The following is a 19,401-nucleotide window of genomic DNA, read 5'->3' as shown; positions in this document are numbered from 1 at the left end:
GGCCCCGGCCAGGCTGCGGTAGTCCCAGCTGCCCAGGGCCACGGCTTGGGCGCCAGGCTGCGTTGGGCGGCCAAGCCGCTGATCGGGTCTTCGAGCCCCTCGACCACCGCGGTGGGGTGCAGGGCGCAAAGCGGATGGGGCCCAGGTCGGTGCGTTCGGCCCCGGCGTCGGTGATGACCATCACATGGCGGGCCTTGCCCTGCTCGTCGGCGGTGGCGGCGTCGTCGTCCCCCAGGTGCTCGATGTGCCAGCTCAGGCCCTCGCTGGCCAGCAGGCGCCGCACAAAGGCCCAGTCGCTCTCGCGGTACTGGATGCACAGCGAGCGGGTGCGCAGGGCGTCCGGCTCGCTCAGCGCCCAGCGCCACTGGGCTTGGGGATAGTCGGCGAAGAGGTCGTCCAGGATCTGGGGGACCGTCTTGTCCTGAAAGACGAAGCTGTCGCGGCGCAGCTTCAGAAAGTCCAGCCAGGGTGCCATCACCAGGCGGTAGCGGGCCAGGCCGCCGTCGCTGCCCAGCTGGGCCGCCTCGGTCACATAGCCGTGCCAGGGGGCATAGGTGCCATCGGCCTGGCGCAGGCCCACGGTCATCTGCTCGCCGATCAGGCTCTTGAGCGGCAGGTAGGCCGAGGTGGAGACCGCGTCCAGGATCAGCTCGAAGCCCTGCCCCTCGGCCTCACGCATCACCAGCCGCGTGGCCACCAGGTTCAGCGCCGGCAGCGCGGTGCGCAGGGTGATCAGCCGCTCGGTCTCTTCCAGCCAGGTGAAGGCGCTGAGAACGGTGCTCAGGGCGGTGTTCAGGGAGGTGCTGGTGGTCTCGGCCAGCGAAGTGAGGTCGGCAACGGGCAGGGACATCGGCTCGGCAGGGTCGGTTCGACGGGATCGGCCGTCAGGCCGGAGCCGACGAGTGTCGACCAGTCCCGGGGCCGCCGTGTCCCCAAGGGGAGGGGGAAGCGGGCCCGTGGCAACACTTGGATGCGAGTGTTACCAGTCCGGCATCCGGGTCACGCTCATGACGGGGTGGTCCAGCGTGCCAGCAGGGCCGAGATGTCCTGCGGCGTGGTGCGGCAGCAGCCGCCGATCAGGCGGGCGCCGGCCCGCTCCCAGTCCATGGCCATCTCGGCCAGCGGGCGGTGGGCGCAGGCCGGGTCGGGCTGCCAGACCTTGGCCACCGGGTCGTAGCGCTCGCCCGCGTTGGGGTAGGCCAGCAGGGGCTTGGTGGTGAAGGGGCGGGCGCTGTCCAACAGCGCGGCCACATGCTGCGGGGCGGTGCAGTTCACGCCCAGGGCCAGCACGCCGGCAAAGCCCTCCAGGGCGGCGGCGCAGTCGGCCAGACGCTGGCCTTCGCAGGTGTGCGCCTCGTCCCGGCAGGAGAAGCTGATCCAGGCGCCCAGGCCCGCCAGGTCCGGGGCCTGGCGCAGCTCGTCCAGCAGTTCGGCCAGGGCCAGCGCTTCCTCCAGGCTGGGCAGGGTCTCGCAGGCCAGCAGGTCGGCACCGCTGCGGGCCAGCAGTGCCAGGCGCGGGCGGTGGAAGTCCTTCAGCGCCTGGCGGCTCAGGCCATAGCCGCCGCGGTACTCCGAGCCATCGGCCCGCATGGCGCCGTAGGGGCCGATGCTGGCGGCCACCAGCGGCCGGTGCCGGCCGCGCCAGTGGGCGGCGTCCTCGGGCGCGCCCCAGGCCTGCCAGAAGCTGTCGCGGGCCTCGCAGGCCAGTTGCACGGCCAGCAGCATGCGCGCTGCGGCTTCCTCATGGCTCAGCCCCCGGGCGGCCAGGCCCTCGAAGGTGGCCTGGTAGGTGGCGGTGGTGGCCACGTCCGCCCCGGCGTGGAAGTAGTCCAGGTGCACCTGGCGGATCAGCTCGGGCTGTTCCAGCAGCACCCGGGCGGACCACAGCGGGTCGTGGAGATCGGCCCCGCGGCGCTCGAGTTCGGTCGCCAGGGCGCCATCCAGCACCAGGTGGCCGGGCCGTTGCAGAAAGGGGGTCAGGACGGTGGAAGCGGCTTGAACGGGCATGGCCGGGAGCATAGCGTTGCCAGCCCTTATGCCCTGCGGGCAGAAGCTAGCGCGTTTTCAATGGTTGGGATCTCATGCGGCCGTTTTGATAATGCGAAAAACGAGGAACCCGCGGGCGCCAAGTGCAGGCCCGTCATCACAATGAACTTTCAGCAACTCCGATCCGTGCGGGAGGCCGCGCGCCGAGGCTTCAACCTGACCGAGGTGGCCGAGGCCTTGCACACCTCCCAGCCTGGCATCAGCCGCCAGATCCGTGAGCTGGAGGACGAGCTGGGCGTGGAGATCTTCGTGCGTGCGGGCAAGCGCCTGACCGGCCTCACGCCCGCGGGCGAGCGGGTGCTGCCCTGGGTGGAGCGCCTGCTGCTGGACGCCGAGAACCTGCACCGGGCGGGTGAGGATTTCCGCCATGGCGAGGTGGGCACCCTCAGCATCGCAGCCACCCACTCCCAGGCCCGCTATGCGCTGCCCAGCGCGGTGCACGACTTCTGCAGCGCCCACCCCAATGTGCAGCTGCAGATGCACCAGGGCTCGGCAGCCCAGATCGCCCGCATGCTGCTGGAGGGCGTGGCCGACATCGGCATCGCCACCCACACGCTGGAGGACCAGCCCGAGCTGGTGGCTCTGCCCTGCTACCGCTGGACCCACGTGGTCATCGTGCCGCAGGGCCATGCCTTGCTGGGCGCGCCGCTCACGCTGGAGGGGCTGGCCGAGTTCCCGGTCATCACCTACGACGCCGGCGTCACGGGCCGGGGCAGCATCGACGATGCCTTCGCCCGGGCCGGCCTGAAGCCGCAGGTGGTGCTCTCGGCCATGGACGCCGACGTGATCAAGACCTATGTGGCCCTGGGCCTGGGGGTGGGCATCATCGCGGCCATCGCCTTCGACGAAGAGCGCGACACGGGCCTGCGGGCGATCGATGCCCGCCACCTCTTTCCGGTCAACACGACCACGGTGGCCTTGCGGCGGGGCGCCCTGCTGCGCAGCTACGCCTACGAGTTCATCCAGACCTTCGCCCCCCACCTGGCGCCGGACGTGGTGCGCCAGGCCCAGGCGGCGCCGGTGGGCACGCCCTCGGCGCCCCTGTGAGCCGCGCGCCGCGGCGCGTCCATCGGCGCGTTCAGTGTGCGGGGGCCGGCGGCTCGCGCAGCCAACTGGCCAGGTCGTGCACCACCTGGTCCAGCCGCAGCGGCTTGGTCCAGTAGTCCACGGCGCCCGCGGCGCGGGCCGCCGCCACGTCGCCGGACATGGCACTGGCCGACACGGCGATCACCCGCAGCCGCCCCTGTGCGATCAAAGGCGCCTGGCGCTGCAGCCATTCCAGCCCGCTCATGTCGGGCAGCTGCATGTCCAGCAGCACCAAGTCGGGGGCTTGTTCGACCACGGCCTGCAGACCGGCCGAGCCGGTGTCCACGCAGGTCAGGGATACGGTGGGGCAGCGGGCCAGCAGTTGCTCCATCAGCAGCTGGTTCACCGGGTTGTCCTCGATGTAGAGCACACGTCCGCCCCAGTCGGCGTCGGCGGCGGTGCCGGCGGCGGCGTCGGGGGCCGGGGCGGCGGCCGGTGGGGCGGGCGGTGTGCCCTCGGGTGCGGTCGGCAGCCACAGATCCACGCGCGTGCCCTGGCCGGGCGCGCTGTGCAGCTGCAGCTCACCGCCCATCAGGCGCATCAGCTCGCGGGAGAGCACCAGGCCGATGCCGGTGCCCTCGGTGTGCGAGCGCTCGCGCCCCAGGCGGTTGAAGGGCTCGTACAGATGCTGCAACTGCTCGGTCGTCAGCCCCAGGCCGTTGTCGCTGACCTGCACCTGCAGCCGGCCGTCGTCCAGGCGCTGGGCGCTCAGTTGCACCTGGCCGTGCGGGCGGTTGTATTTGATGGCGTTGCTCAGCAGGTTCAGCAGCACCTGGCGCAGGCGCAGCGGGTCGCCCAGGATCACCGGCAAGTCCGCGGCGGGGGACGGCCCCTCCAGGGCGATGCCACTGGCCTGGGCCTGGGGCATGGCCAGGGCCAGGGCCTCCTGCAGGCAGTGGGCCGGGTCGATGGCCCGGGCCTCGACCCGCAGCTGGCCGCCCTCGATGCGCGAGAGGTCCAGCACGTCGTTGATCAGGGCCAGCAGGTGCCAGCCGGCCTGCTGCACCAGCTCGACCTGCCGCACCTGGGCCTGAGACAGCGGGTCCTGCCGCCCGGACAGCAGCAGCTGGGTGAAGCCCAGCACCGCATTGAGCGGCGTGCGCAGCTCGTGGCTCATGCGCGAGAGGAAGGCCGTCTTGGCCTGGTTGGCCGATTCGGCGGCGATGCGGGCCAGATGGTCCTGCTCGGCCGCCTTGGCCTGGGAGACATCCCGCGCCACCACGGTCAGGCGCAGGCTCTCGCCCTGGCCCACGCGCGAGATGGAGGCCTCGATGGGGAAGACCGAGCCATCGGCCCGGCAACCATGGATCAGCCGTCCGCTGCCCATGCGCCGGGCCTCTGTGCCGCTGTCGATGAACTGCTGGACCAGGGGCTCGTGGCGGCTGCGCCACTCGCCCGGGATGAAGCGGTCCAGCGTCTGCCCCACGGCCGCCTCGGCGGACACCTGGAACATCTGCTCGGCGGCGCGGTTGAACAGACAGATCCGCTGGTGCACATCGATGCTGACGATGGCGTCGCTGGCGTTGTTGACCAGATCGGCGAACTCCTGGTCGCGCCGCTGCAGCAGCCGCTCGGCCTGGCGCCAGCCCGAGATGTCGTTGAGCAGCAGGTACAGGCAGGGCTGGCAGCCCAGTGTCACCGGCTCGATGTTGGCCAGCACCTCCCGCTCGTCCGGCGGGGCGTCCTGCCCACCCAGTTGCACGGCCAGCGCGGCGTTGTGCACACGCCCTTCCCGGTGCAGCCGCTCCAGCAGCGCGCTGCGCTCGGCGGCCGAGCGCCACAGGCCCAGCTCCAGGGTGCGGCGGCCCAGCAGTTCCTCCTCCTGGCGCCCCATGAAGCGCTGGAAGCTGCTGTTGATGGCCAGCACCGTGCCATCGGTCATGCGGGTGATGCACATGGGCATCGGCGTGCGGGCGAACAGGCGGGCGAAGTCGCTGGCCTCCAGGGTCAGCTGCCGCAAGATGGCGCATTCGTCCCCGAGTCGACGGTAACGCTTGTCGATGCCCAGCAGCTGCCCGTCGGCGCCGCGCCGCGCCCGTGCGGTCAGGCTCACGGGCAGCAGCTGGCCAGACTTGTGACGGCGCCGCGTGTACAGGTGCAGGATGTCCTCGCCCTGGGTCAGTCGGTGGGCCAGCCAGAGGGATTCGTGGCGGTGCGGTTCCGGCAGCAGCAGCTCCGCGTTCTGGCCCAGGGCCTCCTGCTCGGCGTAGCCGAACAGGGCCTCGGCGGCCGGGCTCCAGCGCTCGATCCTGCCCTGCAGGTCCCGGGTGATGCAGGCGTCATCGGGCAGCACGGCTTCGGCGGGGGCCGGTGCCGGTGTCGGACAGGGGCAGGCGGAAGAGGGGGAAAACTGCTCGGGCATGAAGAAAACGGCCTGCGCATCCACAACGATGCAGGCCGTCGAATTTCAATGTACCCGTGCAGGGCGGCCCTCGGGAATGTCCCGGGCGCGCAGACCTGGCTTCATTTGAGATAGGTCAAGCGACGGTCACGGAACGTTTCGGCGCGCCGCGGGATCCATGTCAGGCTTGGCTGACCTGGGCGCGGCGGGACGAGAACCTCTCAGGCATGCACCTCCCCGAAACGGGTCACCCGCCGCGGCTTCAGGTGGACCCGGCTGCCCGGGGCCAGGCCGAGTTCGCGCTGCAGCCCGCGCCAGGCCTCGCGGGAGAGTTCCACGTCCACCAGGCTGCCGTCCTCCTCGCGCAGGAACTCGATGCGGGTGTTGGGCCCCACGGTGAGGGTCTGCGACAGCGTCACCGACCAGGTGTCGGCCTGCGGCTGCGCGACGATGTCCAGCTCGTGCGGCCGCACATAGCTCACCGCCTCGCCAGCTTCGGTGCGGCGGTGGAAGAGGTTCACATCGCCCAGGAACTTCAGCACGAAGGGCGTGGCCGGCTGGTCGTAGACCTCGTCGGGCGAGCCCTCCTGCTCGATGCGGCCCTGGTTCATCACGACGATGCGGTCGGCCACTTCCATGGCCTCCTCCTGGTCGTGGGTGACGAAGACACTGGTCACGTGCATCTCGTCGTGCAGCCGGCGCAGCCAGCGGCGCAGCTCCTTGCGCACCTTGGCGTCCAGCGCGCCGAAGGGCTCGTCCAGCAGCAGCACCTTGGGCTCCACCGCCAGCGCCCGGGCCAGGGCCACGCGCTGGCGCTGGCCGCCGGAGAGCTGGTGCGGGAAGCGGCCGGCCAGGGTGTCCAGCTGCACCAGGTGCAGCAGCGCCTGGACCTTCTCGCGGATCGCCGCCTCGGACGGGCGGCTGGCGCGCGGGCGCACCCGCAGGCCGAAGGCGATGTTGTCGGCCACTGTCATGTGGCCGAACAGGGCGTAGTGCTGGAACACGAAGCCCACGTTGCGCTCGCGCACCGAGACTTCGGTGGCGTCCTCGCCGTGAAACAGCACGCTGCCCTCGTCGGGCTGTTCCAGCCCGGCGATCATGCGCAGCAGCGTGGTCTTGCCCGAGCCCGAGGGGCCCAGCAGCGCCACCAGCTCCCCGGAGGGGATGTCCAGGTTCAGGTGGTCGCAGACGGTCAGCGGGCCGAAGCGCTTGACCAGGTTGCGGACTTCGATGCTCATGATGCGGCTCCTTGTGCGCTTGCTGCGGCGACGTCGTCCGCGCCATGGGACGACAGGGTGTGCTTGACGCGCTGCTCCACCAGGTACTTCAGCACCAGGGTCACCAGGGCCAGGCCGGCCAGCAGCGAGGCCACCGCAAAGGCGGCGGCGAACTGGTATTCGTTGTAGAGAATCTCGATGTGCAGCGGCAGGGTGTTGGTGCTGCCGCGGATGTGGCCGGAGACCACCGACACCGCGCCGAACTCGCCCATGGCCCGTGCGTTGCACAGGATCACCCCGTACAGCAGGGCCCACTTCACATTGGGCAGGGTCACCTTCCAGAAGATCTGCCAACCGTTGGCGCCCAGTACGCGGGCGGCCTCCTCCTGCTCGCTGCCCTGGGCCTGCATCAGCGGGATCAGCTCGCGGGCGATGAAGGGGAAGGTCACGAACACCGTGGCCAGCACGATGCCGGGCACCGCGAAGATGATCTTCAGGTCGTGGTCCCGCAGCCATTCGCCGAACCAGCCCTGCAGGCCGAACACCAGCACGTAGATCAGACCGGCGATGACCGGACTGACCGAGAAGGGCAGGTCGATCAGCGTGAGCAGCAGGTTCTTGCCGCGGAAGTCGAACTTGGCGATGGCCCAGGCGGCGCAGACCCCGAACACCAGGTTCAGCGGCACCGAGATGCCCGCGGCGATCAGCGTGAGCTTGACCGCCGAGAGCGCGTCGGGCTCGACGATGGACGCGAGGTACACGTCCCAGCCCTTCTTGAAGGCCTCGACGAACACGGCCACCAGGGGCACGAAGAGGAACAGCGACAGAAAGGCCAGGGCCAGCGTGATCAGCGTGAGCCGGACCCAGGCCGGCTCGGCCGTGGCCTGCAGGGCCGAGCGGGCGGGCTGGGCGGTGACAGGGGAAGACATGGTGGGGAGACTCCCGGCTCAGCGGCCCTGGCGCCGACGCGACCAGGCCTGGATGAGGTTGATCAGCAGCAGCAGTGCGAAGGCGGTGACCAGCATCACTACCGCGATGGCGGTGGCGCCGGCGTAGTCGTACTGCTCGAGCTTGGTGATGATCAGGAGCGGCGTGATCTCCGAGACCATCGGCATGTTGCCGGCGATGAAGATGATCGAGCCGTACTCGCCCAGCGCGCGGGCGAAAGCCAGGGCGAAGCCGGTCAGCAGGGCCGGGGCCAGCGTGGGCAGGATCACGTGCAGAAAGGTCTGGCCGCGCGTGGCGCCCAGCGTGGCGGCGGCCTCCTCCAACTCGCGCGAGAGGTCTTCCAGCACCGGCTGCACCGTGCGCACCACGAAGGGCAGGCCGATGAAGGTCATGGCCACGAAGACGCCGGTGGGCGTGAACGCCACCTTGAACGGCAGCCACTGCCCGATCCAGCCGTTCGGTGCGTACAGCGCGGTCAGCGCGATGCCGGCCACCGCGGTGGGCAGCGCGAAGGGCAGGTCCACCAGGGCGTCGACCACCCGCTGGAAGGGAAAGCGGTAGCGCACCAGCACCCAGGCCACCAGCAGCCCGGCCGCGGCATTGAGCAGGGCGGCGGCCAGCGAGGCCCCGAAGGTCAGCCGGTAGGAGGCCAGCACCCGCGGCGAGGCCACCGCGGCCCAGAAGGCGTCTGCGCTGAGGGTGAAGGTCTTGAGAAAGACCGCGCTGAGCGGCAGCAGCACGACCAGGCCCAGGTAGAACAGCGTCAGGCCCAGCGAAAGATCGAAGCCGGGCAGCACGCTGCGCTGGCGCAGCAGGAGCCGGGACAGCAGCCCCTGGGACGAGCGGCGTGGCCGGGACCCGGGCGGGGCCAGCGCGGCGTCTAGGGGCGGTGTGGCGGCATTCATGGTGGGGTGGGCGCGGGCCGCTCATGCGGTCAGCGTGGTTGGTCATGCGTGAACAGATGCTAGGCAGGCGCCTGATCACAAGGAACGAATCAAAACGCGCTTCGATATGCGAAAGACGTTGTCTTGAGCAGGGCGGCGCGATCCGCCCCACAATCGCCGGCCTGTCATGAGCGACCAAGGAACGACCATGGATCCCCGCCACTGGACCCTCTACCTGGCGCCGGGCACCTGCGCCCAGGCCACCCACATCGCGCTGTGCGAGGCGCAGGCGCCCGTCCAGCTGCGACGGGTGGACTTCGCCAGCGGCCAGCAGCGCAGCCCGGCCTTTCTGGCCGTGAACCCGCTGGGCCGCGTGCCGGCCCTGGTCACCGAGCGTGGCCCCCTGGTGGAGACGCCGGCCCTGCTGGCCTTCGTCGCCCAGGCCTTTCCCGAGGCCCGGCTGGCACCGTTGGATGACGCCTTCGCCTGGGCCCGCCTGCAGGCCTTCCACAGCTACCTGGCCAGCACGGTGCATGTGGCCCATGCCCACAAGTTCCGCGGCGCGCGCTGGTCTGACGACCCGGCGAGCTGGGAGCCGATGAAGGCCAAGGTGGGCCCGAACATGCGCGAGGCCTTCGAGCTGATCGGCCGCGACTGGTGGCAAGGGCCCTGGGTGTTCGGCAGCCAGTACACCGTGGCCGATCCCTATCTCTACACGATCGGCGAGTGGCTGGAGGGCGATGGCGTGGACACCGCCGACTTCCCCTGGCTGCTGGAACACCGCGAACGCATGCGCGCGCGGCCGGCGGTGCAACTGGCCCGGGCCCAGCTGAAGGCCCTGGTGGAGGCCACCGCATGAGCGCGCTGCCGGACATCCCGCTGACCACGCTGGACGGTCAGGCCGCCAACCTGCGCGACCACGCGGGCCAGGCCCTGCTGGTGGTCAATGTCGCCAGCCAATGCGGCTTCACGCCCCAGTACGCGGGGCTGGAGGCCTTGCAGCGCCGCTTCGGGCCCCAGGGCTTTGCGGTGTTGGGCTTTCCCTGCGACCAGTTCGGTCACCAGGAGCCGGGCGATGCCCAGGAGATCCGCCAGTTCTGCAGCCTGCGCTACGAGGTCAGCTTCCCGATGTTCGCCAAGATCGCGGTGAACGGGGCCGGCACCCATCCGCTGTACCGCTGGCTCAAGCACCAAGCCCCCGGGCTCTTGGGCACCGAGGGCATCAAGTGGAACTTCACCAAGTTCCTGGTCGGCCCGGACGGCCGGGTGCTGCGCCGCTATGCTCCGCTGGACAAGCCCGAAAGCCTGGCCGCGGACATTGAGGCGGCGCTGCCCCGCGCCTGAACCACGGGCTCACTTCTTCGCGTAGATCGCGTCGAAGACGCCGCCGTCGTTGAAGTGGGTGCTCTGGGCCTTGGCCCAGCCACCGAAGGTGTCGTCGATGGTGAAGAGCTTGAGCTTGGGAAAGAGCTTGTCGAACTGCGCGGCCACCTTCGGGTCCACCGGGCGGTAGTAGTTCTCACCGGCGATCTTCTGGCCTTCGGGCGAGTACAGGTACTCCAGGTAGGCCTGGGCCACGGCCCGGGTGCCGTGCTTGTCCACCACCTTGTCCACCACCGCCACCGGCGGCTCGGCCAGGATGCTGACCGAGGGCACGACGATCTGGAACTTGTCCGGGCCCAGCTCCTTGACGGCCAGGAAGGCCTCGTTCTCCCAGGCGATCAGCACATCGCCGATGCCGCGCTCCACGAAGGTGGTGGTGGCGCCGCGGGCACCGGAATCCAGCACCGGCACGTTCTTGTACAGGGCCGCGACGAAGTCCTTGGCCTTGGCCTCGCTGCCGCCCGGCTTCTTCAGCGCGTAGCCCCAGGCCGCCAGGTAGTTCCAGCGTGCACCGCCGGAGGTCTTGGGGTTGGGGGTGATGATGCTCACGCCCGGCTTGACCAGGTCGTCCCAGTCCTTGATGCCCTTGGGGTTGCCCTTGCGCACCAGGAACACGATGGTCGAGGTGTAGGGCGAGCTGTTGTGCGGCAGGCGCTTCTGCCAGTCGGCCGGGATCAGCTTGGCCACCGTGCCCAGCTCGTCGATGTCATAGCCCAGGGCCAGGGTCACCACATCGGCCTCCAGGCCGTCGATGACCGAGCGGGCCTGCTTGCCCGAGCCGCCGTGCGACTGCTTGACCGTCACCACGTCACCGGTCTTGCCCTTCCAGTAGGCGGCGAAGGCCTTGTTGTAGTCCTGGTAGAGCTCGCGCGTCGGGTCGTAGGACACGTTCAGCAGCGTGATGTCCTTGGCGAAGCTGGGCAGGGCGGTGGCGGCCAGGGTGGCGGCCAGGGCCAGATGGCTCAGGCGGGACAGGGCGGTACGACGGGACGGCATGGGCTTCCTTGGTGGCCGCGGGGCGGCAGGTGGGATGGGATGTGTCCCATGCTAGGAAGCCCGCCTGCAGCGAGGAACGAATCAAAACGCGCTTCCTTATGCGAACCGTGCACAAGCGCGGTGGGGGCATATGGGCCCCGGGCTTCAGCCCAGGCCCAGGGCCGGGTCGGTCGCCAGGCCGGTCACCGCGCGCGCCAGGGCCCGCACCGGCGCATCGGCCAGCGGCCGCAGGCTGGGGGCCTGCTGCAGCAGGCGCTCGGCCACCTGGGCGTGCGGCAGCACCGTGCCGTGGAACACCGCTTGGCCGTCGCGCAGCAGCAGCAGCGTGGGGAAGTTCTCGATGTCCGGGATGTCTTCGTCGCCGTCCTCCAGCGCGTCGGCATGGTCCTCGATGTCGATCCACACCAGGCGTGCCTCCGGGTGCTGTGCGGCCAGGGCCTGGAAGGTCTGCTGGTAGCTCACGCAGGTGGGGCACCAGGCCGCGCACAGGCAGGCCAGCAGCAGGTCGGGTGAGGAAGACGCGGGGGACTCGGCGGTGGACATGGCCGGCAGTGTGCCACCGCCGAGGGGCTCAGGGGCCCGAGGGGATGATCTGGGCCACCGGCTCGGGCGCCAGCAGGCTGCCGTCGCGCAGGCCGCGCCAGGTGGCCATCAGCAGGCCCAGGATGATCAGCGAGCACAGGGCCAGCAGCACCGGGCCCAGCACCGCCAGGCCGCCGCCGGGGTGGGCCAGGCGCAGGGTCAGGCTGGCCAGGGCCGCCAGCGGGAAGGACAGCGCCCAGTGCGTCACCGAAAAGGCCAGGGGCTGCAGGCGGCGCGCCAGCGTGGCGGCCCAGCCCAGGGCGAACAAGGCCATGCCCCAGAACAGCCAGCCCAGGGCGGGCGGGGCGCCCAGCTCCAGCATCGCACTGCCGCAGACGGCCGGCGGCGCGATCAGGATGAAGGCGGTGGGCAGCAGGCGCTCGGGCATGGGGCCCTGCATCAGACTGCGGGCCCCCAGCAGGGCCAGCACCACCGGCCACAGCAGCAGGCCGATGCCGAACTGGGCGGTCGCCCAGTCGCCATGTCCCAGCGCCACGCCGCCCAGCGGCGCCACCACATTGCCCACCACCGGGATCAGCAGGGCCGGGGTGATGCTGGGCCAGGCCAGGCCGCCTTGTTCCTTGGGCCGCCACCAGCGGGCCAGCACCCACAGCGTGACGCCGAACTGCGCCAGTGAGCCCAGCCACCACAGCCCGCGCACCGCCGGGTGCGGCCCCAGGGCCAGCACGCCCACCGCGGCCAGCAGCAGCGTGGCCACCGGCAGGGTGGCCACCAGGGTGTGGCGCACCGGGTGTTTCAGGTCTTCGGCCCAGGCCTGGGGGTGGCGCTGCCAACGCAGCAGGCTGGCCACCCCCAGGGCCACCCAGGCCAGGGCCGCGGCCAGGCCACAGACCAGGGCGACGCCAGTGGCCATCTCGCCCATCAGCGGGGCGGCCCGCCACCAGGCCAGCGACAGGCCGCACAGGCCCATGGGAATGGCGAACCAGCCGGGGACCAGGTGCTTGAGCGGGGTGGGGGAGGACGCCATGGGTCAGAGCTGGTCGAGGGGGATCTTGAGGTAGCGGGTGCCATTGTCCTCGGCGGGCGGCAGGTGGCCGGCCCGCATGTTGACCTGCACCGAGGGCAGCAGCAGCGTGGGCATGGCCAGCGTGGCGTCGCGCTGGCGGCGCAGGGCCACGAAGTCGGCCTCGTCCACCCCGTCGTGCAGGTGGATGTTGGCCGCGCGCTGCTCGGCCACCGTGCTGCTGAGCTGGGGCGCCTGGCCGGCCGACGGGTAGTCGTGGCAGAAGTACAGGCGGGTGTGCGGCGGCAGGGCCAGCAGGCGGCGCACCGAGCGGTAGAGCACGGCGGCATCGCCGCCGGGGAAGTCGCAGCGGGCGCTGCCGTAGTCCGGCCGGAACAGGGTGTCGCCCACGAAGGCGGCCGGCTGGGCCTCGTCCTCGAGCAGGTAGCTCATGCAGGCGGGGGTGTGGCCGGGGGTGTGCAGGGCGCGCAGGCGCAGCTGGCCGACCTGGAAGACCTCGTCGTCGGCGAAGCGGTGGTCGAAGGCCCGCCCGTCCGGCACGAAGGAGGGCTCGGCATTGAACAGCCGTCCGAAGGTCTGCTGCACCGTGACGATGTGCTCGCCCACGCCGATCTGCCCGCCCAGCCGCGCCTTCAGCCATGCGGCGGCCGAAAGGTGGTCGGCGTGCACATGGGTCTCCAGAATCCACACCACCCGGGCCTGCAGGGTCTGCACCCGGTCCAGCAGGCGCTGGGCGCTGGCGGTGGATGTGCGGCCCGAGGCGGGGTCGTAATCGAGTACTGTGTCGATCAGGGCGCAGTCCCGGGTGAGCGGGTCCAGCACCAGGTGGCTGAAGGTGTGGGTCGCCGGGTCGTGGAATGATTCGATCTGTGCCTGGAGGGTCATCAGGGTCTGTCCTTGGGAGGGTGATACCTTTGTGGGTATTTTTCCGTCATCAACACGGTTTGTGCAATGAGTCAGTTCTGGGATGAGCGTTTTGCCGAGCCCGGCTTCAAGTATGGCCTGCAAGCCAATGCCTTTCTGCGACAGCAGGCGTCAGCCTGGCCGGTGGGCCGCGTGCTGCTGCCCGGCGACGGCGAGGGCCGCAACAGCGTCTGGCTGGCCGAGCAGGGCCACGCGGCGCTGGCGGTGGACAGCTCGGCCGTGGGCCTGGCCAAGGCGGCCGAGCTGGCCGCCCGGCGCGGCGTGAGCGCACGCTGGACGGGCGAGCAGGCCGATCTGAGCGACTGGGCGCCCGCGCCCCAGGCCTTCGACGCGGTGGCGCTGGTCTATGTCCATCTGCCCTCGGCGCTGCGCACCGGCCTGCACCGTCGGCTGGTGGCGGGGCTGCGGCCCGGTGGGCGGCTGCTGATCGAGGCCTTCCACCCGGCGCAGCTGGGCCACAGCAGCGGTGGGCCGCGGGACGCGGACATGCTGATGACGCTGGCCGCCCTGCGGGAGGACTTTGCGGGGCTGCTGAACGAGCAGCTGGGCGAGGAGGCCGAGGTGCTGCTGGACGAAGGGCCCGGCCACCAGGGCCCGGCCCGGGTCACCCGCTATGTGGGGCTGCGCCCGTGAACGGCGTGGACACCTGGAGCACCTGGGCCGGTCTGGTGATCGGCAGCATCATCGTACTGGCCTATGAGCTGCGGGTGCTGGTGATGGGCCGGCGCGAGCCCCAGCGGGTGGCGCGCGCCGCCCACGCCCGCATGCGGGCCGACTGGGTGCGGGTGCTGGCCGAGAAGCCAGGCTTCGAGATCGTCGCGGTGCAGACGCTGCGCAACTCGCTGATGTCGGCCACCATCTCCGCCTCCACCGCGGCGCTGTGCATGATGGGCGCGGTCAGCCTGGCGGGTTCGCAACTGGCCGCCGGCCTGCACACCCTGCGCCCCAGCTCGGTGGCGCCGCTGGACATCCTGGGCCTGGCGCTGATGGTGGTGCTGTTCAGCTCCTTCGTCTGCTCGGCCCTGTCGATGCGCTACTACAACCACGCGGGCTTCGCGATGTCCATGCCCGCGGGCTCAGCCGAGCGCGCGGCCCTGGTCCCGCTGGCCACCGACTACCTGACCCGCGCCGGCTACCTCTACGGCTGGGGCCTGCGCACCTTCCTGATGGTGGCGCCGCTGGTCGGGGGCATCGTCAACCCCTGGCTGATGCCGCCGGCCAGCCTGGGCCTGGTCTGGGTGCTCTGGCAGTTCGATCGCCCTGGGGCGATCGACTGACGCAGGCCGCCGCCGGGCATGCCGCTCAGCGCGGCATGTCGGGGCCGCCGTCGCGCGGGCCGGGGCCGCCGGGGCCCATCGGGTCGGGATGGCCCATGCCGTGCGCCATGCCATGTTCCATGCGTTCGCGCATCTCATGGCCCATGCGGGCGAAGTGGCGGTCGGCCAGGGTCTGCTGCGCGGGGCTCAGCACGGCATACAGATCCGCCACCCGATCCCGCAGGGCCTGCATGTCCTTCAGCCGCTCCTGCATCTGGGCCAGCTGCTGGGCCATGCGTTCGGGGGCATGCATCTGGGCCTCGGCCTTCGGGTCGGGGCGCTGGGCCAGCCGGGTCTTCATGGTTTCGGCCTGCTGGGTCACCTGGGCGGCAAAGCCCTCCCAGGCCTTGTCCTGGGCCGGGGTGATCTTCAGCTCGGTCTTCAGGCGGGCCAGGTGCTCCTGGGCCCGGGCCACCGGGTCGAAGGGGCCGTGGTCGGCACGGTGGTGCCAACCTTTGGCAGGCACCGAGGCGCCGGGCTGGGGCGGCACCGGGGCGCTGGCGGTTTGGGCCTGGGCGCCCAGCAGGCCGAGGGACAGGGCCGCACCGGCCAGCACGGGCAGCAGGCGGCGGGGGGCAGAGGCGGTGAGTCGGCGCATGGCGACAATCTCCTGGAGTTGGTTCATCACGGTGCCCATTGCACCGCCACCATGTCAGCCCTGCGTGTCAGGCAAGGCCCTTTTTGTCAATCAGGGTTGCCGGAACGCGGCTTGACATGCTGCGTTACAAAACCGCTGGTCAGCCGGACCGGTTGACGCTGCAATCTCGCCCATGAATGCTCCCCTGCTGTCTCCCCAGGATGGCCGTGCCGACGGCCCCGACCATGTGCTGATCGTCGACGACGATGCCGAGATCCGCACCCTGCTGGCCACCTACCTGGGCCGCAACGGCTTCAAGGTCAGCGCCGTGGGCGATGGCCGGGCCATGTGGCGGGCGCTGGAGGCCACGCGCTTCGACCTCGTCGTGCTGGACCTGATGCTGCCCGGCGAGGACGGCCTGACCCTGTGCCGCGACCTGCGGGCGAAGTCCGACATCCCGGTGGTGATGCTGACCGCCCGCGGCGAGGAGACCGACCGCATCGTGGGCCTGGAAATGGGCGCCGACGACTACCTGCCCAAGCCCTTCAGCGCGCGCGAGCTGATGGCGCGCATCAAGGTCATCCTGCGCCGGGCCCGCAGCCTGCCCAGCAACCTGCAGCCCGACAGTGCCCGGCGCCTGCAGTTCGCCGGCTGGGTGCTGGACACCCAGGCCCGCCAGCTCGAGTCGCCCGAGGGGGTGGTGGTGGCCCTGAGCGGGGCCGAATACAAGCTGCTGCGCGTGCTGCTGGCCCACCCCAACCGGGTGCTCAACCGCGACCAGTTGCTGGACCTGACCCAGGGCCGCGAGGCCGATCCGCTGGACCGGGCCATCGATGTGCAGATCAGTCGTCTGCGTCACCGCCTGGGAGACGATTCGCGCGACCCGCGGGTCATCAAGACGGTGCGGGGCGAGGGCTATGTGCTGGCCGCCGCGGTGACGGTGCAGGCATGAGCGGTGGTGAGCAGATTTCCGCCACCCGCCGCTGGCGCTGGTGGCCCCGCACCCTGTATGGCCGCCTGCTGGGCGTGCTGCTGCTGGGCCTGGTGGCCGGCCAGGGCCTGAGCCTGTGGATCAACCTGGCCGAGCGCGACCGGGTGGTGCAGCGCAGCACCGGCCTGCAGCCGGCCCGCCGCGTGGCGGACCTGGTGCTGCTGCTGGACACGCTGGATGCCGCCGAGCGCCAGCGCTTCGTGCGCCTGATGGACGCGCCGCCGCTGCGGGTGCGGCTGCTGGATGCGCCCGAGCCCTTGCGGGCGCCGGGCCCGGCCGCCACCCCCGCGCCCGAGGCCGCGCTGGCGCTGTACCGGCAGGGCCTGCGCCAGGGCCTGGGCGATGGGCGGCCCTTTGAGCTGGCCGCCTGGCAGGTGACGCCGCCGCCCCCACCCGGGCCGCTGGCCGAGGCGCCGCCGCCGCCGCTGCCAGCGGCCAGTGCCTCGCCGGCCGATCCGCGGGCCGCCTGGCGGGCCCAGCGTGCCGAGCGCTGGCATCACCACGCCGGCCTGGTCTTCGTGGCCCAGGTGCCGCTGCAGGGCGGGCAGTGGCTGCGGCTGGAGAACCGGCCGCTGCCCGACGACGCGCCGCTGCCCTGGCGGGTGCCGGTGTCGCTGCTGGTGCTGGCGGTCACCGTGGCGGCCCTGAGCTGGTGGGCGGTGCGACGGGTGACGCGCCCCCTGGCCGACCTGGCCCGCGCGGCCGACGGCCTGGGCCAGGACCTGCAGCAGGCGCCGCTGCCGGAGACCGGGCCGCAGGAGGTGGCGCGGGCCAACCGGGCCTTCAACCGCATGCAGCAGCGCCTGCGCCGCACGCTGGACGGGCGCACCCGCATGCTGGCGGCGGTCTCGCACGACCTGAAGACGCCGCTGACCCGCATGCGGCTGCGCGCCGAGATGCTGGACGACGAGGACCTGCGTGCGCGCATGGAACACGATCTGGACGAGATGAGCCAGCTGGTGAGCGATGCGCTGGACCACCTGCGCGGCCTGGAGCAGGCCCAGGAGCGTCGGCCGGTCGATGTGATGGCGCTGCTGGAGAGCCTGCAGGCCGACCAGCAGGCCATGGGGCGCGACGTGCAGATCGAGGGTGCCTGCGAGCGCCCCTGGCTGGGCGGGGCGGCTGCACTGCGGCGCTGTGTCAACAACCTGGTCGACAACGCGGTGCTCTATGGCCAGCGTGCGCAGCTGATCGTGCAGGACCGTCCCGACGCGCTGACGATCCGCGTGCGGGACGCCGGGCCGGGCATTCCGCCGGAGGCGTTGGAGCAGGTCTTCGAGCCCTTCTTCCGGCTGGAGGCCTCGCGCAGCCGGGTCACCGGGGGCAGTGGGCTGGGCCTGGCCATCGCCCGCCAGATCGCCGAGGGCGCGGGGGGCACGCTGAGCCTGCGCAACCACCCCGAGGGCGGGCTGGAGGCCACGCTGCGCTTGCCGCGCTGAGGCGTGGCGAGGGAGCGCCGCCTCAGAGCCGGCGCACGGGGCGCTGGCTGCTCATGGCCAGCATGCCGATGCCGCCGCCGTTGCTGACCTGGCGGTAGCCCATCTGCTGCAGCAGCATGCAACCCATGCCCGAACGGCCGCCCGAGGCGCAGTACAGCACGATGGGCTGGTCCAGGTCGGGGGCGACCCGGGCGATGCCACCCTGCAGCTGGTCCAGCGGCAGGTTCACCGCGCCGTCCAGGTAGCCGCCGGCGTATTCGCCGGGGGAGCGCACATCGATCAGCAGGGGTTCGGGAGAGCTCATTTCAATCGGACTCCGGTGGCGTCGACCACCTGGACTTCCACCGGGAAGCCCTGGGCCACGCTCTGGGTGACGGTGCAGTACTGCTCGAAGCTGGCCAGCACCCGGTCCAGGTGCTCCAGCGCGGCCGCAGGCACGCCCAGCGTCAGCGTGGCGCGCATGCCCAGCACCCGCAGGCGGCCCTCTGCGTTGCGGCCCACCTCGGCCGAGACCTCGGTGCGCAGCGGCTCGGGCTGCTGCTTGAACTTGCGCAGCGCGAACAGCAGCGAGTCTGACAGGCAGTTGGCCACCGCGGCGGCCAGCAGGTGCATGGGCGAAGGGCCCTGGTTCAGGCCCAGCGGGGGCGGCTCGTCGCAGCGCAGCGCCGGAATGCCGGCACCGAAATCCACGTCGAACTGGTAATCCTGCACCTGGGTCAGGCGGACGGTCACGGCATCCTGGCTCATCGGGGTCTCCGGCAACAGGGGATCGGCGGGGGCGCTGTTCAGCGCACCTTGCCCAGCAGGGTCTGGACTTCGCCCAGCACCTCGGTGAGCTGCTTGCGGCCCTTGGGGTTGGACCCCAGGTGGGCGCCCAGCTCCTGCTCCATGAAGCACACCGTCATGCGCACATAGGTGCTGTCCAGCGCCTTGCGCACCGCCGCCATCTGGCTGGCCACGTCCTGGCAGGGCTGGCCCTCCTCGATCATGCGCTGGATGCCGCGCAGCTGGCCTTCGGCCCGCTTCAGGCGGTTGAGCAGGTCGGTGCGGGTCTTATCGTCGGTCAACATCGACATGGCACAGGGCTCCTCGGGGGGAGTGGAATCCGTTTGAGAAGCTGCCATTGTGGGGTCTTCCTGCCAAGGCTGTCGGACGAAGGGGATCGGGCCTGCGGTCAGCGCTTGCAGCAGGCGGCGCCGTCGCCTTCGGGCACCCCCAGCTTCTTCAGGATGAGGGCCATGGGGCAGAAGTTGGTGAAGCCGAACTGCAGCAGGTTCAGGCCGACGAAGGCGGTGAAGGCCAGCCACCACTTGTTCACGAACAGGGGGCTGCCCTCCACGCCCAGGGCCAGGGACAGCAGGATGAACAGGCCGGGGATGATGCGCAGCAGGCGGGTGATGGTCATGGGAAGCTCCCTGTGGACACGAAAAACGGGGATCAGCGGTCGGTCAGGCGCACGATGCCCAGGGCCTTGAGCACGTACTTCTCGTAGATGGGTTCGGAGTTGCCGGACTTCATCTTCGAGAGGAAGTACTTCTCGAAGGCCACCTTGGCCAGGTGCACCCACTTGCCCTTCTTGAACCAGTTGACATTGCGCGGCGGGATCTGCGGCAGGGCCACGAAGGCGGCGCCGCTGTCGCCCATGTCGGCCAGGCAGATGGCGTACCAGGTGCCCTGGCGTGGCCG

22 protein-coding genes and 1 pseudogene are annotated in these 19,401 nt (G+C 71.0%); 7 read left to right on the top strand and 16 right to left on the bottom strand.

What is annotated here, in order from left to right; translation table 11 throughout:
* The coding region (locus tag I73_RS11630) for a type VI secretion system Vgr family protein (RefSeq protein ID WP_026096620.1) at nucleotides 1–850 on the bottom strand (850 nt) is incomplete at its 3' end.
* A 155-nt stretch (nucleotides 851–1,005) separates the two neighbouring features.
* Nucleotides 1,006–2,007 carry a homocysteine S-methyltransferase gene (gene mmuM / locus I73_RS11625; RefSeq protein WP_085944597.1) on the bottom strand — a complete coding sequence of 334 codons (1,002 nt, stop codon included), beginning with the start codon at nucleotides 2,005–2,007 and terminating at the stop codon, nucleotides 1,006–1,008.
* A 141-nt stretch (nucleotides 2,008–2,148) separates the two neighbouring features.
* Here mmuM and I73_RS11620 point away from each other — a divergent pair, with 141 nt between their 5' ends.
* A complete protein-coding gene (locus tag I73_RS11620; protein WP_022980771.1) occupies nucleotides 2,149–3,093 on the top strand; it encodes a CysB family HTH-type transcriptional regulator in 945 nt (314 codons plus the stop codon).
* A gap of 31 nt (nucleotides 3,094–3,124) precedes the next feature.
* On the opposite strand, the gene I73_RS34595 is transcribed toward I73_RS11620, so the two are convergent.
* The 4 genes from I73_RS34595 to cysT all read right to left on the bottom strand — a co-directional run bounded on the left by I73_RS34595 (nucleotide 3,125) and on the right by cysT (nucleotide 8,543).
* Nucleotides 3,125–5,425: a PAS domain S-box protein gene (locus I73_RS34595; RefSeq protein ID WP_159105877.1), complete on the bottom strand. Its 2,301-nt coding sequence runs from the start codon at nucleotides 5,423–5,425 to the stop codon at nucleotides 3,125–3,127.
* Between the two features lie 269 nt (nucleotides 5,426–5,694).
* Entirely contained in the window at nucleotides 5,695–6,711 is a 1,017-nt protein-coding gene (locus I73_RS11610) for a sulfate/molybdate ABC transporter ATP-binding protein (protein ID WP_022980769.1), read from the bottom strand.
* The gene (gene cysW / locus I73_RS27510; RefSeq protein WP_022980768.1) at nucleotides 6,708–7,619 is read right to left on the bottom strand and encodes a sulfate ABC transporter permease subunit CysW; all 912 of its coding nucleotides are present in this window, start codon (nucleotides 7,617–7,619) and stop codon (nucleotides 6,708–6,710) included. Before cysW ends, I73_RS11610 begins: the two co-directional genes overlap by 4 nt.
* Nucleotides 7,620–7,637: 18 nt before the next feature.
* Nucleotides 7,638–8,543: a sulfate ABC transporter permease subunit CysT gene (gene cysT / locus I73_RS11600; RefSeq protein WP_022980767.1), complete on the bottom strand. Its 906-nt coding sequence runs from the start codon at nucleotides 8,541–8,543 to the stop codon at nucleotides 7,638–7,640.
* 187 nt (nucleotides 8,544–8,730) lie between these two features.
* On the opposite strand from cysT, the gene I73_RS11595 reads away from it, so the two are divergent.
* Together I73_RS11595 and I73_RS11590 are read left to right on the top strand one after the other, a co-directional pair.
* Nucleotides 8,731–9,381, top strand: coding sequence for a glutathione S-transferase family protein (locus I73_RS11595; RefSeq protein WP_022980766.1), 651 nt, complete (start codon nucleotides 8,731–8,733; stop codon nucleotides 9,379–9,381).
* Nucleotides 9,378–9,866 carry a glutathione peroxidase gene (locus I73_RS11590; RefSeq protein WP_022980765.1) on the top strand — a complete coding sequence of 163 codons (489 nt, stop codon included), beginning with the start codon at nucleotides 9,378–9,380 and terminating at the stop codon, nucleotides 9,864–9,866. Before I73_RS11595 ends, I73_RS11590 begins: the two co-directional genes overlap by 4 nt.
* 9 nt (nucleotides 9,867–9,875) lie before the next feature.
* Here I73_RS11590 and I73_RS11585 read toward each other — a convergent pair whose 3' ends face one another.
* From I73_RS11585 to I73_RS11570, 4 genes are all read right to left on the bottom strand, one after another.
* Complete coding sequence (locus tag I73_RS11585; protein WP_022980764.1) at nucleotides 9,876–10,901, bottom strand: sulfate ABC transporter substrate-binding protein; 1,026 nt, start codon at nucleotides 10,899–10,901, stop codon at nucleotides 9,876–9,878.
* Between the two features lie 144 nt (nucleotides 10,902–11,045).
* Nucleotides 11,046–11,444, bottom strand: a complete 399-nt coding sequence (locus I73_RS27505; protein WP_022980763.1) for a thioredoxin family protein — start codon at nucleotides 11,442–11,444, stop codon at nucleotides 11,046–11,048.
* Between the two features lie 28 nt (nucleotides 11,445–11,472).
* Nucleotides 11,473–12,471, bottom strand: coding sequence for an SLAC1 anion channel family protein (locus I73_RS11575; RefSeq protein ID WP_022980762.1), 999 nt, complete (start codon nucleotides 12,469–12,471; stop codon nucleotides 11,473–11,475).
* Nucleotides 12,472–12,474: 3 nt separating this feature from the next.
* Nucleotides 12,475–13,353, bottom strand: coding sequence for an MBL fold metallo-hydrolase (locus tag I73_RS11570; RefSeq protein WP_022980761.1), 879 nt, complete (start codon nucleotides 13,351–13,353; stop codon nucleotides 12,475–12,477).
* Nucleotides 13,354–13,419: 66 nt separating this feature from the next.
* On the opposite strand from I73_RS11570, the gene I73_RS11565 reads away from it, so the two are divergent.
* Both I73_RS11565 and I73_RS11560 read left to right on the top strand, forming a co-directional pair.
* Nucleotides 13,420–14,025, top strand: coding sequence for a bifunctional 2-polyprenyl-6-hydroxyphenol methylase/3-demethylubiquinol 3-O-methyltransferase UbiG (locus I73_RS11565; RefSeq protein ID WP_022980760.1), 606 nt, complete (start codon nucleotides 13,420–13,422; stop codon nucleotides 14,023–14,025).
* Nucleotides 14,022–14,669, top strand: coding sequence for a DUF599 domain-containing protein (locus I73_RS11560; protein ID WP_022980759.1), 648 nt, complete (start codon nucleotides 14,022–14,024; stop codon nucleotides 14,667–14,669). Before I73_RS11565 ends, I73_RS11560 begins: the two co-directional genes overlap by 4 nt.
* A gap of 25 nt (nucleotides 14,670–14,694) precedes the next feature.
* Here the strand turns inward: I73_RS11560 and I73_RS30890 are convergent, their stop codons facing one another.
* Nucleotides 14,695–15,306 carry a Spy/CpxP family protein refolding chaperone gene (locus tag I73_RS30890; protein WP_148289777.1) on the bottom strand — a complete coding sequence of 204 codons (612 nt, stop codon included), beginning with the start codon at nucleotides 15,304–15,306 and terminating at the stop codon, nucleotides 14,695–14,697.
* Between the two features lie 172 nt (nucleotides 15,307–15,478).
* Here I73_RS30890 and I73_RS11550 point away from each other — a divergent pair, with 172 nt between their 5' ends.
* Together I73_RS11550 and I73_RS11545 are read left to right on the top strand one after the other, a co-directional pair.
* Nucleotides 15,479–16,237 (top strand): response regulator, encoded by a 759-nt coding sequence (locus tag I73_RS11550; RefSeq protein ID WP_022980757.1) that lies wholly within the window; start codon nucleotides 15,479–15,481, stop codon nucleotides 16,235–16,237.
* Entirely contained in the window at nucleotides 16,234–17,715 is a 1,482-nt protein-coding gene (locus I73_RS11545) for an ATP-binding protein (RefSeq protein WP_022980756.1), read from the top strand. Before I73_RS11550 ends, I73_RS11545 begins: the two co-directional genes overlap by 4 nt.
* A 22-nt stretch (nucleotides 17,716–17,737) precedes the next feature.
* Here I73_RS11545 and I73_RS27495 read toward each other — a convergent pair whose 3' ends face one another.
* The 5 genes and pseudogenes from I73_RS27495 to I73_RS27490 all read right to left on the bottom strand — a co-directional run.
* Entirely contained in the window at nucleotides 17,738–18,019 is a 282-nt protein-coding gene (locus tag I73_RS27495; RefSeq protein ID WP_022980755.1) for a rhodanese-like domain-containing protein, read from the bottom strand.
* Nucleotides 18,016–18,462, bottom strand: coding sequence for an OsmC family protein (locus I73_RS11535; RefSeq protein WP_022980754.1), 447 nt, complete (start codon nucleotides 18,460–18,462; stop codon nucleotides 18,016–18,018). The genes I73_RS27495 and I73_RS11535 overlap by 4 nt, the downstream gene beginning before the upstream one ends.
* Before the next feature lie 38 nt (nucleotides 18,463–18,500).
* The gene (locus I73_RS11530; protein ID WP_022980753.1) at nucleotides 18,501–18,791 is read right to left on the bottom strand and encodes a metal-sensing transcriptional repressor; all 291 of its coding nucleotides are present in this window, start codon (nucleotides 18,789–18,791) and stop codon (nucleotides 18,501–18,503) included.
* A 98-nt stretch (nucleotides 18,792–18,889) separates the two neighbouring features.
* On the bottom strand, nucleotides 18,890–19,120 hold the full coding sequence (locus I73_RS11525) for a DUF2892 domain-containing protein (protein ID WP_022980752.1): 231 nt from the start codon (nucleotides 19,118–19,120) through the stop codon (nucleotides 18,890–18,892).
* A gap of 32 nt (nucleotides 19,121–19,152) precedes the next feature.
* Nucleotides 19,153–19,401, bottom strand: a pseudogene (locus tag I73_RS27490) (NAD(P)/FAD-dependent oxidoreductase); the annotation flags it as partial.

The organism is Ideonella sp. B508-1, assembly GCF_000333615.1.
Taxonomy (GTDB): domain Bacteria; phylum Pseudomonadota; class Gammaproteobacteria; order Burkholderiales; family Burkholderiaceae_C; genus Ideonella.
Note: the sequence above shows the minus strand (reverse complement) of the source record. Positions and strands in the feature narration are given on the sequence as shown.

Coding starts and splice junctions, on each gene's coding strand:
- mmuM (WP_085944597.1), bottom strand. CDS start 2,007: ATGCCCGTTCAAGCCGCTTCCACCGTCCTGACCCCCTTTCTGCAACGG.
- I73_RS11620 (WP_022980771.1), top strand. CDS start 2,149: ATGAACTTTCAGCAACTCCGATCCGTGCGGGAGGCCGCGCGCCGAGGC.
- I73_RS11610 (WP_022980769.1), bottom strand. CDS start 6,711: ATGAGCATCGAAGTCCGCAACCTGGTCAAGCGCTTCGGCCCGCTGACC.
- cysW (WP_022980768.1), bottom strand. CDS start 7,619: ATGTCTTCCCCTGTCACCGCCCAGCCCGCCCGCTCGGCCCTGCAGGCC.
- cysT (WP_022980767.1), bottom strand. CDS start 8,543: ATGAATGCCGCCACACCGCCCCTAGACGCCGCGCTGGCCCCGCCCGGG.
- I73_RS11595 (WP_022980766.1), top strand. CDS start 8,731: ATGGATCCCCGCCACTGGACCCTCTACCTGGCGCCGGGCACCTGCGCC.
- I73_RS11590 (WP_022980765.1), top strand. CDS start 9,378: ATGAGCGCGCTGCCGGACATCCCGCTGACCACGCTGGACGGTCAGGCC.
- I73_RS11585 (WP_022980764.1), bottom strand. CDS start 10,901: ATGCCGTCCCGTCGTACCGCCCTGTCCCGCCTGAGCCATCTGGCCCTG.
- I73_RS27505 (WP_022980763.1), bottom strand. CDS start 11,444: ATGTCCACCGCCGAGTCCCCCGCGTCTTCCTCACCCGACCTGCTGCTG.
- I73_RS11575 (WP_022980762.1), bottom strand. CDS start 12,471: ATGGCGTCCTCCCCCACCCCGCTCAAGCACCTGGTCCCCGGCTGGTTC.
- I73_RS11570 (WP_022980761.1), bottom strand. CDS start 13,353: ATGACCCTCCAGGCACAGATCGAATCATTCCACGACCCGGCGACCCAC.
- I73_RS11565 (WP_022980760.1), top strand. CDS start 13,420: ATGAGTCAGTTCTGGGATGAGCGTTTTGCCGAGCCCGGCTTCAAGTAT.
- I73_RS30890 (WP_148289777.1), bottom strand. CDS start 15,306: ATGCGCCGACTCACCGCCTCTGCCCCCCGCCGCCTGCTGCCCGTGCTG.
- I73_RS11550 (WP_022980757.1), top strand. CDS start 15,479: ATGAATGCTCCCCTGCTGTCTCCCCAGGATGGCCGTGCCGACGGCCCC.
- I73_RS11545 (WP_022980756.1), top strand. CDS start 16,234: ATGAGCGGTGGTGAGCAGATTTCCGCCACCCGCCGCTGGCGCTGGTGG.
- I73_RS27495 (WP_022980755.1), bottom strand. CDS start 18,019: ATGAGCTCTCCCGAACCCCTGCTGATCGATGTGCGCTCCCCCGGCGAA.
- I73_RS11535 (WP_022980754.1), bottom strand. CDS start 18,462: ATGAGCCAGGATGCCGTGACCGTCCGCCTGACCCAGGTGCAGGATTAC.
- I73_RS11530 (WP_022980753.1), bottom strand. CDS start 18,791: ATGTCGATGTTGACCGACGATAAGACCCGCACCGACCTGCTCAACCGC.
- I73_RS11525 (WP_022980752.1), bottom strand. CDS start 19,120: ATGACCATCACCCGCCTGCTGCGCATCATCCCCGGCCTGTTCATCCTG.